Below are 15,540 nucleotides of genomic sequence, written 5' to 3' on the forward strand. Positions count from 1 at the left end.
CCGTCGGAGCGAACCGGCGGCCTTAACAGCCGAGGAATCCCGTGAGTGACACCCCATTCGGATTCGGCCTTCCGCCGGAGGAGCCGGAGAACGGCGACGAGGGCAAGAAGAAGGACCAGCAGAGCGGTGGTGGTCAGGGACCTGCCAACCCGTTCGGTTTCGGGCCCGGCGGACCTGGAGGCGACAACCCGCTCGCCGCCATGTTCGGTTCGCTGAACCCCAACGACCTGGGCGCCGCGTTCCAGCAGCTGGGCCAGATGCTCTCGTACGAGGGCGGCCCGGTGAACTGGGACATGGCCAAGCAGATCGCCCGCCAGACGGTCTCCCAGGGCACCTCCGACGGCACGAAGGACGCGAGCGTCGGCCCCTCCGAGCGCGCCGCGGTCCTGGACGCGGTGCGGCTGGCCGACCTGTGGCTGGACGACGCGACCTCGCTGCCGTCCGGCGCCACGTCCGCGGTGGCCTGGAGCCGCGCGGAGTGGGTCGAGGCGACCCTGCCGGTGTGGAAGGAGCTCGTCGACCCGGTCGCCGAGCGCGTCGGCGCGGCCATGGGCGATGTGCTGCCCGAGGAGATGCAGGCCATGGCGGGCCCGCTGCTCGGCATGATGCGCTCCATGGGCGGCGCCATGTTCGGTTCGCAGATCGGACAGGCCGTCGGCGTGCTCGCCGGCGAGGTCGTCGGCTCGTCCGACGTCGGCCTGCCGCTCGGCCCGGCCGGCAAGGCCGCGCTGCTCCCGCTGAACATCGAGGCCTTCGGCAAGGACCTGGGGATCGCCCAGGACGAGGTGCGCCTCTACATCGCCCTGCGCGAGGCCGCCCACCAGCGGCTCTTCGCCCACGTGCCGTGGCTGCGCTCGCACCTGTTCGGCGCGGTCGAGGGGTACGCGCGCGGGATCAAGGTCGACACGGCGAAGCTGGAGGACGTGGTCGGCCAGTTCGACCCGCAGAACCCCGAGGAGCTGCAGCAGGCCCTTCAGCAGGGCATGTTCCAGCCGGAGGACACACCGGAGCAGAAGGCCGCGCTGGCCCGTCTGGAGACGGCTCTCGCGCTCGTCGAGGGTTGGGTCGACGCGGTGGTCCACTCCGCCGCGAAGCCCCGTCTGACGTCCGCCGACGCGCTGCGCGAGACACTGCGCCGCCGCCGCGCCACGGGCGGCCCGGCCGAGCAGACGTTCGCCACGCTGATCGGCCTGGAGCTGCGTCCGCGCCGGCTGCGGGACGCCTCGCGCCTGTGGGCCTCGCTCACGGACGCGCGCGGGGTCGACGGCCGGGACAACCTGTGGGAGCACCCGGACATGCTGCCGACCGCCTCCGACCTGGACGACCCGGACGGCTTCGTGCACCGCGAGCAGCTGGACTTCTCCGAACTCGACAAGATGCTCGGCGAGGCAGCGGGCGGTTCACCCGAAAAGCCCAACCTCACGAAGGACGAGAGCGGGCCCGAGGACGAGAACGACGACAAGGGCGACAACGACAAGTGAGCCTGTACGACGACGCCGTCCTGGTCCTGAAGGACATCGAGGGCCAGGAGGAGCTGCGCGAGGCCTACCTCGACCATCTTCGGGCTCACCCGGACGGCATGTGGAAGGCCTGCACGGCAGGACACGTCACGGCGAGCGCCCTGGTGATCGACCCCGAGCAGGGCAGGGTGCTGCTGACGCTCCACAGGAAGCTGCGGATGTGGCTCCAGATGGGCGGTCACTGCGAGCCCGGGGACACCACCCTGGAGGCCGCGGCCCTGCGTGAGGCCACGGAGGAGTCGGGCATCGCGGGTCTGACGCTGCTCCCGGGCGGACCCGTCCGGCTCGACCGGCACCCCATCCCGGCGCCGTGCCACTGGCACTTCGACGTCCAGTACGCGGTCGTGGCCGAGCCGGGCGCCGTCCAGGAGATCAGCGACGAGTCCCTGGACCTGCGCTGGTTCGCCTACGACGAGGTGGCACAGGTGGCGGACGACTCGGTCGTCCGCCTGCTGAACGCGACACGGGCAAGACTCTGATCGGGGGTATCGGGGGTACGGGTAAAGGAGCGCCCGCAGTAGCGACCGCCCCTTACACACGTGCCCCGTCAGGGGCGCGGGGAACTGCGCGACAAGCCCTCACCGGACCGGCACCCGTCCACCGGCCCCTCCCCGCGCGCCCCCGAAGGGCCTAGCTCCAGACATTCCCCTGGTTCTGCCCCCGGGCGCCCTGCTGCCCGACCCCGTACTGCGCCCCGAGCCCGGACCCGATGACCGCGTTCTGCGGCGGCAGCATCTCGCTGGGCTGGACGAGCACGTACCCCTGCCCCATGAAGCTGAGCTCCCAGCCCTCCCCCGTGTTGCCACGACGGCGGAACACTCCGGAGGAATGCGTCTGGGCCTGCATCTGTACGCGCAGACTCGTGGACCAGGCGACGATCGCGTCCGCGTCGCAGTTGACGTACTTGTCCGGCGTGACCTGCATCATCAGGGGCATGCCCGACGTCATCAGGGCGACCTTGCCGCGCCCGGTGATGTTGAGCTGATACTTGCCGGAGCCGGAGATGCCGTACTGGCTGTCCACGGCGATCACCTCGTGGTGCAGCGCGGAGTCCATCGCCAGGACGTAACTGCTGTCCACGGTGAGACCGTCCTGGTCCACGTCCACCACGTGGATGTGCTGGGCGAGGTTGGCCAGGAAGACGGTGCCCTGCCCGTGGCAGCGCATCAGGTCGAGGCCCTCACCGGTGTAGGCGCGCGACCGCTGCTGGCCGGAGTTCTGGTACTCGGCGTCGAACTCCACCATGCCCTGGTAGGCGACCATGGTGCCCTTGCGGGCGAGCACGTCGTCGTGGCCCTCCAGAAGGACCCGCAGCATCTGCTTGTTCTGCAGGCTGTAGCGGTCCTGGGACTGCTGGTCGTTGTAGGCGAAAAGCGAACTCTGCATGATGTGTGTCCCCCCTCAGCCCCGTACCCGGAGGCGGTCGGTGCTGTCCTCGCTGGGCTGGACGACGACGATGCCCTGTCCGGAGAAGGCCATCTGGAAGGCCTCGCCGCTGCCGCGCCCTATCAGCGACTGCGCCTTGAAGCTGCGCTTGCCCTTCACCTTGAGGTTCGGGGACCAGGCGACGAGCGCGTCCGGGTCGACGTACGTCTCGTCCTCGCCGCCGCCGCAGTCGACGACGATGGGCTTGCCCCGGGAGGTCAGCGCGACCCAGCCCTGCCCGGAGATCTTGGTGTTCCACAGGCCCTGGCCTGCGAACTTGGCAAGCCCCTTGACCCGCTCGACACCCCACGTCAGATGGGCGTCGAAGGCGAGCAGGTTGGTGGCGTTGACGGAGATCGCGTCGCCGTTCAGGTTGATGACGACGACGTTCGCCCCGTAGTCGGAGAGGTAGAGCAGGCCGTCTCCGGAGCACTTCATCAGAGGTGCGCCCTCGCCGGTCATCCAGTCCTTGGCGATCTGGCGCACAGCCGGCGGATTGGGCTCGTACTGGACGAAGCCTTCGTAGGCGACCATCGACCCCACGCGCGCGAGGAGGTCGTTTCCGGTCTGCATGGCGACCTTGAGCATGTGATTGCCGTGGTTCTCCATGCGCGCGGCAACGGGTGCCGGGGCGAAGCCCGCGAGTTGCTGGATCATGAAACGGGCTCCCTCAGACCTCGTACGGCTGGACGACGATGAAATTGCCGGGCGCGCCGCGGAACTGGAGGTTCACGCTCTCCCCGGTGTCGCCCGGATAGGCGTTGCGGCGCATGCGCACCTGGCTGGAGACGATCACCTGGGAGGCGGCGGACCAGGCGACGACGGCGTTGCAGTCGGCGAACGTCGTCGGTGTCACGGGCAGGACGACGGGCACGCCACGCGTCTTGACGACGATCGTGCCGGTCCCCTGGAACTGCATCGTGAACAGGGCCCCTCCGGGGATGCCGTGCCCCTCGACGCGGCGCACCTCGTACTGCAGCGTCTCGTCGAAGGCCAGGACGTTCTCCGCGGAGACGCAGACGGCGTCCCCCTGCAGCTCGATGGGGTGCAGCATGGCGCCGTTCTCCGCGAGGAAGACCTGGCCGCGGCCCGAACACCGCATGAGCTGCATCTCCTGGCCGGTCGCGTTGCCCACGAGCCGGCCGGAGAACCCGGCGCCCTTGTAGCTGAAGTCGACCTTGCCCTGGTAGAGCACCATGCTGCCCTGGCGGGCCAGTACGGCCTGGTCGCCGCCCATGCCGAGGTCGACACGGACCATCTTCTTGTTCTGCTGGGTCCAGCGCTGCCCGGTGGGCGTCTCCTTGTAGGCCTGCAGTGCCGCGGTGACACCGGCGCCGCCCTGGGGAGCGCCCTGCGGCACGCCGTATCCGGCGGGCGCGCCCGGTGCGCCGGGCGGACCGGGCACCTGACCGAACGGCGGCTGCTGTCCGTAGCCCGGAGGCGGAGCCGGCTGGCCGCCGTAGCCGGGTGGCGGGGCGGGCGCCTGAGGTGCCTGGGGCTGTCCGTAACCGGGCGGCAGAGGTGCGGTCTGGCCGGGGGCCTGGCCGTACGAGGGCTGCTGGCCGGGCTGTCCGTACGGCGCCGGAGCGGGTGCCGGCGGCGGTACGGGAGCGCCACCGGGCGGGGTCATGGGCGCGATGATGGTCGGCGCCGCGTGCACCGGAGGCGCGGGCGCGGGCGGCGGCGTCTGGCCCGCAGGCGGCGCGAAACCCTGCGCGGGCTGCGGTGCCGGAGGGGCGGGCGGGGCATGACCCGCCGGGGCCCCGAACGCGGGCGGCGCGGCGGCCTGGGCCGGCGGCGCGAACGACGGCGCACCGGCCTGCGGCGCGGGCGCGGCGGCGGGCTCCTCCTCGGCGACCTCGCCGCCGAAGTTCTTCAGCAGCGCGTCGAGGCCGCCGTCGAAGCCCTGCCCGACCGCGGCGAACCGCCAGACGTCCTTCAGGTAGAAGTCGCCCAGCATCACGGCACGCTCGGTGGAGAACTCGGCGCCGGTGAACGAGTACCGGGCCACCTCCTCGCCGCCCGCCACGATCCGGATGTACCCGGGCGCGATCTGGGACATCTGTCCCGCGCCGTCGACGGTCGCCGTGAACGACAGTTTCTGGATCTGCGGAGGGATCCTGTCGAGCGTGACGCGGAAGGACTCCGTGTCGCCCGCCTGCGCGCCGAGGAGCTGAATCGACTCCTCGGGGGACTTCGGCTGGTTGAAGAAGATGAAGTACCGGTCGTCCGACAGCCGTTCGTCGGCGTCCAGACCGAAGCAGCTGATGTCGAAGGTCAGCCCCGGGCCGGTGATCTGCACGCCTACGTACAGATCGGTGCCCGCGGTGAGGTCACTGATCCTGGCCTTGTGGCCGCGTTGGAATTCCCTGGCCATGCGTAACGACCGTCCCCCATCCCGAATACAAGTGCGTCGCGTCAGGCTAACGGCAAAATCCAGCCGTGGCGGAAGCCGGTACAGACCCGGTACACAAACCCGCTCCCGGCGGTCCGTGCAGGGCGTTCGGCGTCAGGCCGTCAGCCGTGCCTCACTCGCCGCGCGCCGCGGGCAGATGGGGCAGCCGGTCGGCGGCGACCACTCCTTCGAGGTAGCCACGGGCCCGCTCGGTGCGCGGATAGGCCTCCAGGAGCCGCCAGAAATCGGCTCCGTGGCCCGGTACGAGCAGATGCGCGAGCTCATGGACGAGGACGTAGTCGACGACGTACTCGGGCATGCCCTGCAGGCGGTGCGAGAGTCGGATACTGCCCTCGGCCGGGGTGCACGAGCCCCAGCGCGTGTTCTGATTGGTGACCCAGCGCACCGAAGTGGGCCGGGCCCGGCCGTCGAAGTACAGCTCGGAGAGGCGCGCGGCCCGCTCGGACAGCTCCGTGTCGCCGAGCACCCGCCTGTTCTCCTGGGCGGCCAGCTTGTCGAGCATGACGGTGACCCAGCGCTGCTCCTCCGCCTCGGACATCCGGGCGGGAATGAGCACGACGGTGCGATCGCCCTCACGGTACGCGGAGACCGTTCTGCGCCGTCGCGCGCTCCTGCGGACCTCGATCGCGCTCGCCCCCGAGCCGCTCGGCGGCTGGCTCGTCGTGCTGCGCTGTGGGTTTCCGGCACGGTGCAGTGGGTCGGCGGGCACGCCCCGACGTTACCCGTTGCGCATGGTGGAAGTCCCGTCCCCGGTACGCATCGATGCCGAACCGCACCCGACGCGCTCGATTTGTATGACGAACATCCACCGCCTGTGGACAACTTTCGGCACGCGCCGGGCAATGCGGGCATCCTGGCATTCGGCCGACGGAGCAGGACGAACTCCGCCGGCACACCGGGACGACGACGGGGACGTACGGGGGTCGCTGCATGCATCCGATGGTGAAACCCGCGCTGCGGCGCGGCTGGCGGGATCTGAACACCGTGCAGTTCGGGATGGCACCGGCGCACGCGATGGTGCTCGGCCCGGTGGACACGGCGACGGGCAGCCTCCTGACCTTGTTCGACGGAACACGCGGGCTGCCCCTGCTGCGCGACGAGGGGCGCCGGATGGGCCTGCCCGACGGCCATGTCGACGGCTTGGTGGAGCGGCTGTCCCGGGCCGGACTGCTGGACGACGCGACGGGCGGCGGCCCGGCCGCCGACGCCCTGCGCGGAAAACCGGCCGTCCTGGACCGGTTACGGCCCGACGCCGCCTCGCTCTCCCTCGTCGCTCCCGATCCGGGCGAGGCCATGCGTCGGCTGGCGGCCCGCCACTCGCTGCGCGTTCAGGTACGGGGCGCGGGCAGGGTCGGGGCCGTCCTGGCCGCGGCGCTGGCGGGCGCGGGCGTGGGCAGGGTCGAGGTGCAGGACGGCGGCTGCGTCGAGCCCTGGGACGTGGCGCCGGGCGGACTGCCCGTGGAGTCCGTCGGCGAGCGCAGGGACGAGGCCGCACGGCGCGCGGTGCGCAGAGCGGCCCCCGGCCGACCGCCTCGCCAAGGAGGCGCCCGGTCCGCTTCCGCTCAGGACGACCCGGGTTTCTCCCTGGTGATCGTCGCGCCCCGGGACGGCCTCGCCGTCCACGCGCCCGATCCGGCGGTCTTCGAGCCACTGATCGACTCCGGTACGCCGCATCTGTTCGCCGGGGTCGTGGAAGGGACAGGCGTCGTCGGCCCGCTGGTCCTGCCCGGGGACACGGCCTGCGTGGGCTGTCTGGACCTCGGGCGCACCGACCGGGACCCGGCCTGGCCCCGCCTTCTCGCACAGTGGCGCTCCGGGCGGCCCCGTCAGGTTCCGGCGTGCGATCTGACCCTGGCGGCCACGGTCGCGGGGCTGGCCGCGGGGCACGCGCTGGCCTTCCTGGACGGGGGGCTACCGTCGAGTGCGGGAGCCCGCTGGGAGGTCTCGGTCCCCGGTTTCGACTGGCACGCCCGCCCGGTGTGGCAGCATCCCGCATGCCCCTGCGGGCCCGGGGAGAAAGCTAAGGGGGAGCAGACCTCGGAAGACGAAGGGCCGCACGAGACAATGGCCGGGCAACAGCCGCACGCGGCACGGCTGTCCGGTACTTGGAGGGCGCATGTCTGATCTTCCCCGGAAGGCGGTCACCCGGACCGCCAAGCTCGCCGCGCTACCGCTCGGCTTCGCCGGGCGCGCCACCTGGGGACTCGGCAAGCGGATCGGCGGCAAGTCCGCGGAACTCGTGGGCCGCGAGCTGCAGCAGCGGACGGCCGAGCAGCTGTTCAAGGTGCTCGGTGAGCTCAAGGGCGGCGCCATGAAGTTCGGGCAGGCCATGTCCGTCTTCGAGTCGGCTCTCCCCGAGGAAGTCGCGGGCCCCTACCGCGCGGCGCTCACGAAGCTCCAGGAAGCGGCCCCGCCGATGCCGACGCGCACGGTGCACACCGTGCTGGCCGAGCGGCTCGGCGAGGACTGGCAGGATCTGTTCCTGGAGTTCGAGGACAAACCCGCCGCGGCGGCCTCGATCGGGCAGGTGCACCGGGCGGTCTGGCACGACGGCCGGCAGGTCGCCGTCAAGGTCCAGTACCCCGGTGCGGGCGAGGCCCTGCTGTCCGATCTGAACCAGCTGAGCCGTTTCGCCCGGCTGCTGGGACCGCTGATCCCGGGCATGGACATCAAGCCGCTCATCGCGGAACTGCGCGACCGGGTGTCCGAGGAGCTCGACTACGGCCTGGAGGCACAGGCGCAGCAGGCACACGCGGAGGAGTTCGCGGACGACCCGGATGTGCTGGTGCCGGCGGTGGTCCACCAGCGCGAGCAGGTGCTGGTGACGGAGTGGATCGACGGAACGCCTCTGTCCGAGGTGATAACGGACGGCACTCCCGAGGAGCGGGACCGGGCCGGTCAGCTCCTCGCCCGCTTCCTCTTCTCCGGCCCCTCCCGTACAGGTCTGCTGCACGCCGACCCGCATCCGGGGAACTTCCGTCTCGTGCCGGACGACGGTACCGACAGCCCCGACGGCTCCGACGGCCCCGCCGACATGAGCGGCTGGCGGCTGGGGGTCCTGGACTTCGGCACGGTGGACCGCCTCCCGGACGGGCTGCCGTGGACGATCGGCGCATCTCTCCGTATGACCCTCGACGGCGAGGCGGACGCCGTCTACGAACTGCTCCGCGAGGAGGGCTTCGTCAAGGAGTCCATAGAGCTGGACCCGGACGCCGTCCTCGACTACCTGCTCCCCATCATCGAGCCGGCTCAGGTCGACGAGTTCACCTTCAGCCGGGGCTGGATGCGGAACCAGGCGGCCCGGATCGCCGACCCTCGCTCCCCCGCACACCAGTTGGGCAAGCAGCTCAATCTGCCCCCGGCGTATCTGCTGATCCACCGGGTGACCCTGAGCACGATCGGTGTGCTGTGCCAGCTGGGAGCGACGGTCCGGCTACGGCAGGAGCTCGAAGAATGGCTCCCCGGCTTCCTGCCGGACACGGAGCCTGATCTGGACACGGACTTGGACGCCGATGCGGACACGGATGTGGACGAGGCGGAGGACTCGGCAGCCGGGGCGTGACGTCCTCCCGCGCGTTCGCAGAGCGAAGCGAAGGAAGGCACAACGCACCGCGGGGGCCGGTCCCGTTCGGACCGGCCCCCGCGATCAGCGGTTGTTCGTGCTGCCTCTCGGCCAGTGGGTCCTACTGCATGACCGCCATGGCCAGGGCGCGGCGGGCACGCAGCGACGCGCGCTCGGCCCTGCGCTGCATACGGCGGGCGACCACCAGGCGCATGGCCCGGCGTTCCCTCTCCGCCTCCTGGATTCGCTCGTGCATATGCGCACGGGCGAGAGCTTCTGGGATGAGTTGCATCTCGCGGGTCCTGTTCTGACGCGAGTCGTTCGCGCCGGTGGCAGTGAAGTCTGGGGTCGCGGAGCCGGTGGGCTCGCCGGTGGACGGCTTCATCGGGGCCTGTTTCTTGGGGTCGTGCGTCAGGGGGCGATCGATCGTTCCTGTGATGTTCATGCCGCAACCGGGTTCTTGCGCGGGCGGCCACGCGGCCGCTTCCGGGCGACAACGACACCCTGGACGAAGAGCTCGCCGCCCCAGACGCCCCAAGGCTCGCGCCGCTCCTTGGCGCCGGCGAGGCAGGCCTCGATCAGCGGGCAGGTGCGGCAGAGGGACTTGGCGTACTCGACATCGGCCGGCGACTCGGCGAAGAAGACCTCCGGGTCGTACGAACGGCAGGGGACGGGCACGCCGAGGTTCTCGATGGCGTCGTCGAGCGCGGTCAGCGCAGTGAGCGGGGTCAAGGTGGAGTCCTCCGTGGAGCCGGGCGGGGTGATCGTTTCGGAAGGCGGTACGGACGGGGCGTGCGCTTCGAGTTGCACGGTTGGTCTTCCTCGTCTGGTCGTGCCGGCCGGGTCGGCCGGTTGGCGGCTGGTACCGGGTTTTTTCTTGTCCCGAGGCCCCTTCGCTCCGTCGTCCCCGGTCGGGGACAAACAGAAGGGCCGCGGATCCCGGGTGGGGTTCCGCGGCCCTGAAGGCGCCGGCCTGATCATCGGATCAGGCTGGATCACTCCAGGGGTCAGGCCCACGGAAGGCCCACATCGTGTGATGCGTCTGCTTGCTGGCTCCGGCACCGGCCGCCTCAAAGGCATAGGCCTTCGCCTGTGCCTCTACTGCTTCCAGTGCCTTCATCGGTCGCTCATTGCGCTCGCGGACAGGGAGTGTCGCGAGAGACACGGGGGACGCCGGCCGAACGGCAGCGATGCCGGACAGACCGGTGCCCAGGTTCGAGAAGCCGAGCAGGCAGGTGGAGACGACCGAGCGATCGGTCATTTTGGCGGTGCTGGCGGAGCTGGTGGTGATGCTGATCACTGGAATCGCCTCCTCTCGGCGTCTCTGGGACCGGGCGAGCCGGTCCGTCGGTTGTTAAGTACAGCACGAAACCTGGGCCTTCGAGAAGGCCGCCGTTTCCGTGCTCTAGAACTTATGGGGATTGCTGGGGCATGCGCAAACTATTTTCTCGACGAGTTTGAATCATTCCTCGTCTTCACCGGTATCAGGCTCTTGACCTGCGCAGATGGCGAGTACGTCGGTTCCGTAGCGGTTGAGCTTGCGGGCGCGGACGCCCGGGATGCGGGCCAGCTCAACCGGAGTGGACGGCACCGCTTCCGCGATGGCCATCAGCGTCTTGTCCGTGAAGACGCAGAAATCCGGCTGCCCGCTCCCCTGGGCCTGGACCGCGCGCCAGTCGCGCAGCCGCTCATAGAGCCCTTCGTCCATGTCGGAGGGGCAGTCCTCGCAGCGCATCAGCTTCATCTCGCCGGCGTCGTTGAGGGTGCGACCGCAGACCCGGCAGCGGGCGGGGGTGCGGTTGGTCCGCCGGGGTGCGTCGGGGACGCTGCCCGCGGCCCCGCGCTCGATGCCGCCGGGCCCGCCGCCCGTCAAGCCCCGGCGGCCCGCGGTGGCGACGGAGCCGGGCCGCAGGCCGTCGAGGAAGCGGCTGGGCCGCCGGTTGGGACGGCCGCCGGGCGAGCGGGACTGCGACCAGGAGACGCAGAGGTGCTGTCGTGCGCGGGTGACACCGACATAGAGGAGGCGGCGCTCCTCCTCGATCTGGTCGTCGGTCTTGGCGTAGGAGATCGGCATCATGCCCTCGGCCACGCCGACCAGGAAGACGACGTCCCACTCCAGGCCCTTGGCGGAGTGGAGGGAGGCGAGGGTGACGCCCTGGACGGTCGGGGCGTGCTGGGCGCCGGCGCGCTCTTCGAGTTCGGCCACGAGGTCGCCGAGGGTGGCGCCGTCCCTGGCGGCGGCGAAGTCCTGGGCGAGGTTCACGAGGGCGGCGAGGGACTCCCAGCGCTCCCTGACGGCGCCGGAGCCCGCCGGTGGCTGATGGGTCCAGCCGTCCCCGGACAGCACCGCCCGGACCTGCGAAGGCAGGTCGGGGGCGTCGTCGAGGAGCGAGTCGTTGCCCCCGAAACGGGCCGCGCCGCGCAGGGCGTGGATGGCCCGCTTCACCTCGGGGCGGTCGAAGAAACGCTCGGCCCCGCGCAGCTGGTAGGGCACGGCGACATCGGCGAGGGCCTGTTCGTAGATCTCGGACTGCGAGTTCGTACGGAAGAGGATCGCGATCTCGCTCGCGGGGGTGCCGGAGGCCATGAGGTCGCGGATGCGGCGGGCGGCGCCCTCGGCCTCCGCGGGTTCGTCGGCGTACTCCGCGTAGCCGGGCTCGGGGCCCGCGGCGCGCTGGGAGATCAGCTCCAGCCGGTGGTCGGCGGCGCGACCGCGGGCCTGGGCGAGCAGCCCGTTGGCGAGGTGGACCACCTGGGGGGTGGAGCGGTAGTCGCGGACGAGCTTGACGACCGTGGCGCCGGGATGGCGGGCGCGGAAGTCGAGGAGGTGGTCGGGGGTGGCGCCGGTGAACGAGTAGATGGTCTGGCTGGCGTCGCCGACGACACAGAGGCTGTCGCGCTCGCCGAGCCACAGTTCCAGGAGGCGCTGCTGGAGGGGGCTGACGTCCTGGTACTCGTCGACCACGAAGTGCTGGTACTGGGCGCGGACCGCTTCCGCGATGTGGTGCTGGTCCTGGAGGATGCCGACGGTCAGCAGCAGGACGTCCTCGAAGTCGATGACACCGCGCCCGCGTTTGATGTCCTCGTACGCCGCGTAGAGCTGTGCGATCTCGGCGCGGTCGCGGGGGGCCTCGCGTCCTGCCTTCACGGCCGCCGCCGCGTAGTCGGCGGGGATGGTCTGGGTGACCTTGGACCATTCGATCTCGGCGGTGACGTCCCGCAGTTCGCCGCGGTCGAGCCGGATGCGGGAGGCGGCCGCGGCGTCGGCGACGAGCTGGATCTTGCGGTCGACGATGCGGGGCAGGCTGCCACCGACCGCTTTCGGCCAGAAGTACTGGAGCTGACGCAGGGCGGCGGAGTGGAAGGTACGGGCCTGGACCCCGGAGGCGCCGAGCTGGCGGAGACGGCCGCGCATCTCGCCCGCGGCGCGTGCGGTGAAGGTGACGGCGAGCACGCTGGAGGGCTGGAGGATCCCCGCCCGCACCCCGTAGGCGATCCGGTGGGTGATGGCACGGGTCTTGCCCGTGCCGGCTCCCGCGAGCACGCAGACCGGGCCGTGCAGGGCGGTGGCGACCTCGCGCTGCTCGGGGTCGAGCCCTTCGAGCACCGCATCGGCCCCACTCGGCGGTGCCGGGTACTGAGAGCCGTGGGTGCCCTGCGGGAAAAGGGTGGAGTGCGATGCTGCTGTCACCCCGCCATGCTGCCAGGTCGGCCGGGACGGATGCGCCGGTTGTCCACAGGCAGCCGCTCGCAGTCGTACTAATACGGCAGGCGTCGCCCGCCCCCGGGTCGCCCCTGCCCGCCCGCGCACGGGAATGGCAGCCCGGTCGCGTACGTTCCCCTCACTGCGAACACGCACCTCCCTGCAGCGAAGGAGCATGAGAGACATGCCGGGCACTGTGACGATGTACAGCACCACGTGGTGCGGCTACTGCCGTCGGCTGAAGAGCCAGATGGACCGTGAGGGCATCACGTACGACGAGATCAACATCGAGCACGACCCGGCGTCCGCGGCGTTCGTGGAGAAGGCGAACGGCGGAAACCAGACAGTTCCCACCGTCCTCTTCCCGGACGGCTCGACGCTGACGAACCCTTCGCTGGCGCAGGTGAAGCAGAAGATCGGCGCCTAGGGGGACCTGTCAACGGTCCCGGGCGCGGGCTGCCTCAGGCGGCCGCCGAGCGCGTCGGCAGGGGCTTGCCGTACCAGAGCTCGATCAGACGGGCCGCAATCGAGATGCCGTACGGAGGCAGGACCTCCCCGGACTCGAAAGCGGCCCGCAGGTCTTCGCGGGAGAACCAGCGCGCTTCCTCGATCTCCTCGCCGTCGACGTTGATCTCCGCCGAGGTCGCGCGGGCCATGAAGCCCAGCATGAGGCTGGAGGGGAACGGCCAGGGCTGACTGGCGACGTACTCGACCTCGCCGACGGTGATGCCGGCCTCCTCGAACACCTCGCGGCGGACCGACTGCTCGATGGACTCGCCGGGCTCGACGAAGCCCGCGAGGGTGGAGAAGCGGCCTTCGGGCCAGTGCACCTGCCGGCCGAGCAGGATGCGGTCCTCGTTGTCCGTCACGGCCATGATCACGGCCGGGTCGGTGCGCGGGTAGTGCTCGGCACCGCAGGCGGGGCAGCGGCGGATGTGACCGGCCGCGGCGATCACCGTGCGTTCACCGCAGCGGGAGCAGAAACGGTGCAGGCGCTGCCAGTTCTCCAGGGCGACCGCGTGCACCATGAGACCCGCGTCACGGGGTGACAGGAGCAGGCCCGCCTCGCGCAGACCCGCCGCGCGCGCGGACTGGTCCATACGGCCGGGCAGGGTGTCCTTCTGGAGGGCGAAGTAGCTCACACCGTCGTCGTCGGTGCCGAGGAAGTAGCGGTGCGCCTCGGTGAGGGGCGCTTCGAAGGACGGGGTCATGACGAGTTCGGTGGTGCCGTCGGGCGTCTCGTCGATGAGGACCTGACCGCCGGAGACCACGAAGGCCCGGGTGGTGGGGTGGCTCCACGCCGCGGCGAGCCAGGCCTCGTCGAGCCGGTGGTGGGCGGCCCGGTCGATGCCGCTCGGGGCGGTGAGCGAGATGGGACGGTCGGCGGTGCGGTCGGTCCAGGTGGTCACGGGTGCTTCCAACTCCCCCGGTGAAACGGTTGGTTCGGCGGGCTGTTCAGCCGGATGTCCGGTTGTACGGCAGGACGGGTGCGGCGGGGCTTCTTCAGTGTGCATCTCGCCAGTTCCGGGCCAGATCGCCCCACAGGTGGGCGGAGGTCTCGACGCCTTTCAGGAGGAGGTCGAGTTCGACCTTCTCGTTCGGGGCGTGCCAGCCGTCGGACGGGACCGAGATGCCGAGGAACAGCACCGGGGCGGCGAGGACGTCCTGGAGGTCCGCGGCGGGCCCCGAACCGCCTTCGCGGGTGAAGCGGATCTCCTTGTCGAAGGCGCGGCCCATGGCCCGTACGACGGACTGCAGGGCGGGATGGTCGAGCGGTGTCAGGCACGGGCGCGTGGCGGCGCCGAAGGTGATCTCGTGGCGGATCCCGGCGGGCAGCTGCTCGGCGGTCCAGGCGCGGACGGCCTTCTCGATGTGGTCGGGGTCTTGTCCGGCGACGAGCCGGAAGGAGAGTTTGACCATCGCCGAGGACGGCACGATCGTCTTGTTGCCGGGGCCCTGGTAGCCGCCGCCGATGCCGTTGACCTCGGCGGTCGGGCGGGCCCAGACGCGCTCCAGAGTGGTGTGGCCGCTCTCTCCGTAGGTGGCCGTGGACCGGGCGGTGCGCAGCCAGCTCTCCTCGTCGAAGGGCAGTTCGGCGAAGAGTTCCCGCTCACGGTCGGTGAGTTCGGTGATGCCTTCGTAGAACCCCGGGATCGCCACGCGCGCGTGCTCGTCGTGCAGGGCGGCGACGAGGCGGGCGACGGCGGTGGCCGGATTGGGCACGGCGCCGCCGAAGGAGCCGGAGTGGATGTCCTGGTCGGGTCCGTACAGCTGGATCTCGCACTCGGCGAGGCCGCGCATGCCGGTGCACACCGTGGGGGTGTCCTCGGACCACATGCCGGTGTCGGAGACGATCACCGCGTCGGCGGTCAGCCGGTCCTTGCGGGCTTCGACGAGGTCACGGAAGTGCGGGGAGCCGGACTCCTCCTCGCCCTCGATCAGCAGCTTCAGATGGACCGCGGGAGTCGTGCGGCCCGTGGCGGCGAGGTGGGCCCGGACGCCGAGTGTGTGGAAGAACACCTGCCCCTTGTCGTCGGCGGCCCCGCGCGCGTGGAGTCGGTTCCCGCGGATCACGGGCTCGAAGGGGTCGGTGTCCCAGCCGTCCTCGCGGGCGGCGGGCTGTACGTCGTGGTGGCCGTAGACGAGGACCGTGGGCGCCCGCGGATCGTCCGAGGGCCATTCGGCGAAGACCGCGGGTGCGCCGGGGGTCGACCAGACCTCGCAGGTCGGGAAGCCCGTCTCCCGCAGTTTCGCGGCGAGCCAGTCGGCACTGCGCCGTACGTCCGCGGCGTGCTCGGGCTGGGCCGAGACGGACGGGATGCGCAGCCATTCGGCGAGGTCGTCGAGGAAGGCTGCGCGGTGCTGCTCGGTGTACGCGCGGACGGCGCTGTCCGGAGTCTTGCTCATGGTCACG

General features: G+C 70.9%; 15 protein-coding genes. 5 read left to right on the plus strand and 10 right to left on the minus strand.

What is annotated here, in order from left to right; all coding sequences use genetic code 11:
* Positions 1-41: 41 nt before the first annotated feature.
* Positions 42-1,481 carry a zinc-dependent metalloprotease gene (locus J8N05_RS00070; protein WP_210880455.1) on the plus strand — a complete coding sequence of 480 codons (1,440 nt, stop codon included), beginning with the start codon at positions 42-44 and terminating at the stop codon, positions 1,479-1,481.
* Positions 1,478-1,999 carry an NUDIX hydrolase gene (locus tag J8N05_RS00075; RefSeq protein WP_210880456.1) on the plus strand — a complete coding sequence of 174 codons (522 nt, stop codon included), beginning with the start codon at positions 1,478-1,480 and terminating at the stop codon, positions 1,997-1,999. The genes J8N05_RS00070 and J8N05_RS00075 overlap by 4 nt, the downstream gene beginning before the upstream one ends.
* A gap of 151 nt (positions 2,000-2,150) precedes the next feature.
* Here the strand turns inward: J8N05_RS00075 and J8N05_RS00080 are convergent, their stop codons facing one another.
* From J8N05_RS00080 to J8N05_RS00095, 4 genes are all read right to left on the minus strand, one after another.
* The gene (locus tag J8N05_RS00080; RefSeq protein WP_210880457.1) at positions 2,151-2,906 is read right to left on the minus strand and encodes an AIM24 family protein; all 756 of its coding nucleotides are present in this window, start codon (positions 2,904-2,906) and stop codon (positions 2,151-2,153) included.
* 15 nt (positions 2,907-2,921) lie between these two features.
* Positions 2,922-3,602, minus strand: coding sequence for an AIM24 family protein (locus J8N05_RS00085; RefSeq protein ID WP_107020137.1), 681 nt, complete (start codon positions 3,600-3,602; stop codon positions 2,922-2,924).
* A 13-nt stretch (positions 3,603-3,615) separates the two neighbouring features.
* Complete coding sequence (locus tag J8N05_RS00090) at positions 3,616-5,322, minus strand: TerD family protein (protein ID WP_210880458.1); 1,707 nt, start codon at positions 5,320-5,322, stop codon at positions 3,616-3,618.
* A 151-nt stretch (positions 5,323-5,473) separates the two neighbouring features.
* Positions 5,474-6,070: a M48 metallopeptidase family protein gene (locus tag J8N05_RS00095; RefSeq protein ID WP_210880459.1), complete on the minus strand. Its 597-nt coding sequence runs from the start codon at positions 6,068-6,070 to the stop codon at positions 5,474-5,476.
* A 221-nt stretch (positions 6,071-6,291) separates the two neighbouring features.
* On the opposite strand from J8N05_RS00095, the gene J8N05_RS00100 reads away from it, so the two are divergent.
* Positions 6,292-7,485, plus strand: a complete 1,194-nt coding sequence (locus tag J8N05_RS00100) for a TOMM precursor leader peptide-binding protein (protein ID WP_210880460.1) — start codon at positions 6,292-6,294, stop codon at positions 7,483-7,485.
* Positions 7,478-8,923 (plus strand): ABC1 kinase family protein, encoded by a 1,446-nt coding sequence (locus J8N05_RS00105; protein ID WP_210880461.1) that lies wholly within the window; start codon positions 7,478-7,480, stop codon positions 8,921-8,923. Before J8N05_RS00100 ends, J8N05_RS00105 begins: the two co-directional genes overlap by 8 nt.
* A 121-nt stretch (positions 8,924-9,044) precedes the next feature.
* Here the strand turns inward: J8N05_RS00105 and J8N05_RS00110 are convergent, their stop codons facing one another.
* The 4 genes from J8N05_RS00110 to J8N05_RS00125 all read right to left on the minus strand — a co-directional run bounded on the left by J8N05_RS00110 (position 9,045) and on the right by J8N05_RS00125 (position 12,614).
* On the minus strand, positions 9,045-9,368 hold the full coding sequence (locus J8N05_RS00110; RefSeq protein ID WP_210880462.1) for a hypothetical protein: 324 nt from the start codon (positions 9,366-9,368) through the stop codon (positions 9,045-9,047).
* The gene (locus J8N05_RS00115) at positions 9,365-9,733 is read right to left on the minus strand and encodes a WhiB family transcriptional regulator (protein WP_107020143.1); all 369 of its coding nucleotides are present in this window, start codon (positions 9,731-9,733) and stop codon (positions 9,365-9,367) included. Before J8N05_RS00115 ends, J8N05_RS00110 begins: the two co-directional genes overlap by 4 nt.
* A 175-nt stretch (positions 9,734-9,908) precedes the next feature.
* On the minus strand, positions 9,909-10,223 hold the full coding sequence (locus J8N05_RS00120; RefSeq protein ID WP_210880463.1) for a hypothetical protein: 315 nt from the start codon (positions 10,221-10,223) through the stop codon (positions 9,909-9,911).
* A 162-nt stretch (positions 10,224-10,385) separates the two neighbouring features.
* Positions 10,386-12,614, minus strand: a complete 2,229-nt coding sequence (locus J8N05_RS00125; protein ID WP_210880464.1) for an ATP-dependent DNA helicase UvrD2 — start codon at positions 12,612-12,614, stop codon at positions 10,386-10,388.
* Positions 12,615-12,810: 196 nt separating this feature from the next.
* Between J8N05_RS00125 and J8N05_RS00130 the strand changes: the two genes are divergently transcribed.
* The gene (locus tag J8N05_RS00130; RefSeq protein ID WP_107020145.1) at positions 12,811-13,053 is read left to right on the plus strand and encodes a mycoredoxin; all 243 of its coding nucleotides are present in this window, start codon (positions 12,811-12,813) and stop codon (positions 13,051-13,053) included.
* Between the two features lie 34 nt (positions 13,054-13,087).
* Here the strand turns inward: J8N05_RS00130 and nudC are convergent, their stop codons facing one another.
* Together nudC and J8N05_RS00140 are read right to left on the minus strand one after the other, a co-directional pair.
* On the minus strand, positions 13,088-14,035 hold the full coding sequence (gene nudC, locus J8N05_RS00135; protein ID WP_210880465.1) for an NAD(+) diphosphatase: 948 nt from the start codon (positions 14,033-14,035) through the stop codon (positions 13,088-13,090).
* A gap of 94 nt (positions 14,036-14,129) precedes the next feature.
* Entirely contained in the window at positions 14,130-15,533 is a 1,404-nt protein-coding gene (locus J8N05_RS00140; RefSeq protein ID WP_210880466.1) for a dipeptidase, read from the minus strand.
* Positions 15,534-15,540: the final 7 nt, after the last annotated feature.

Origin of the sequence: Streptomyces liliiviolaceus, from assembly GCF_018070025.1 — a bacterium.
Classification (GTDB): Bacteria; Actinomycetota; Actinomycetes; order Streptomycetales; family Streptomycetaceae; genus Streptomyces; species Streptomyces liliiviolaceus.

Bases quoted from the DNA above. Each gene is read 5' to 3' on its own strand.
- J8N05_RS00080 (WP_210880457.1), bottom strand. From the start codon at position 2,906: ATGCAGAGTTCGCTTTTCGCCTACAACGACCAGCAGTCCCAGGACCGC.
- J8N05_RS00085 (WP_107020137.1), bottom strand. From the start codon at position 3,602: ATGATCCAGCAACTCGCGGGCTTCGCCCCGGCACCCGTTGCCGCGCGC.
- J8N05_RS00090 (WP_210880458.1), bottom strand. From the start codon at position 5,322: ATGGCCAGGGAATTCCAACGCGGCCACAAGGCCAGGATCAGTGACCTC.
- J8N05_RS00100 (WP_210880460.1), top strand. From the start codon at position 6,292: ATGCATCCGATGGTGAAACCCGCGCTGCGGCGCGGCTGGCGGGATCTG.
- J8N05_RS00105 (WP_210880461.1), top strand. From the start codon at position 7,478: ATGTCTGATCTTCCCCGGAAGGCGGTCACCCGGACCGCCAAGCTCGCC.
- J8N05_RS00110 (WP_210880462.1), bottom strand. From the start codon at position 9,368: ATGAACATCACAGGAACGATCGATCGCCCCCTGACGCACGACCCCAAG.
- J8N05_RS00130 (WP_107020145.1), top strand. From the start codon at position 12,811: ATGCCGGGCACTGTGACGATGTACAGCACCACGTGGTGCGGCTACTGC.
- J8N05_RS00140 (WP_210880466.1), bottom strand. From the start codon at position 15,533: ATGAGCAAGACTCCGGACAGCGCCGTCCGCGCGTACACCGAGCAGCAC.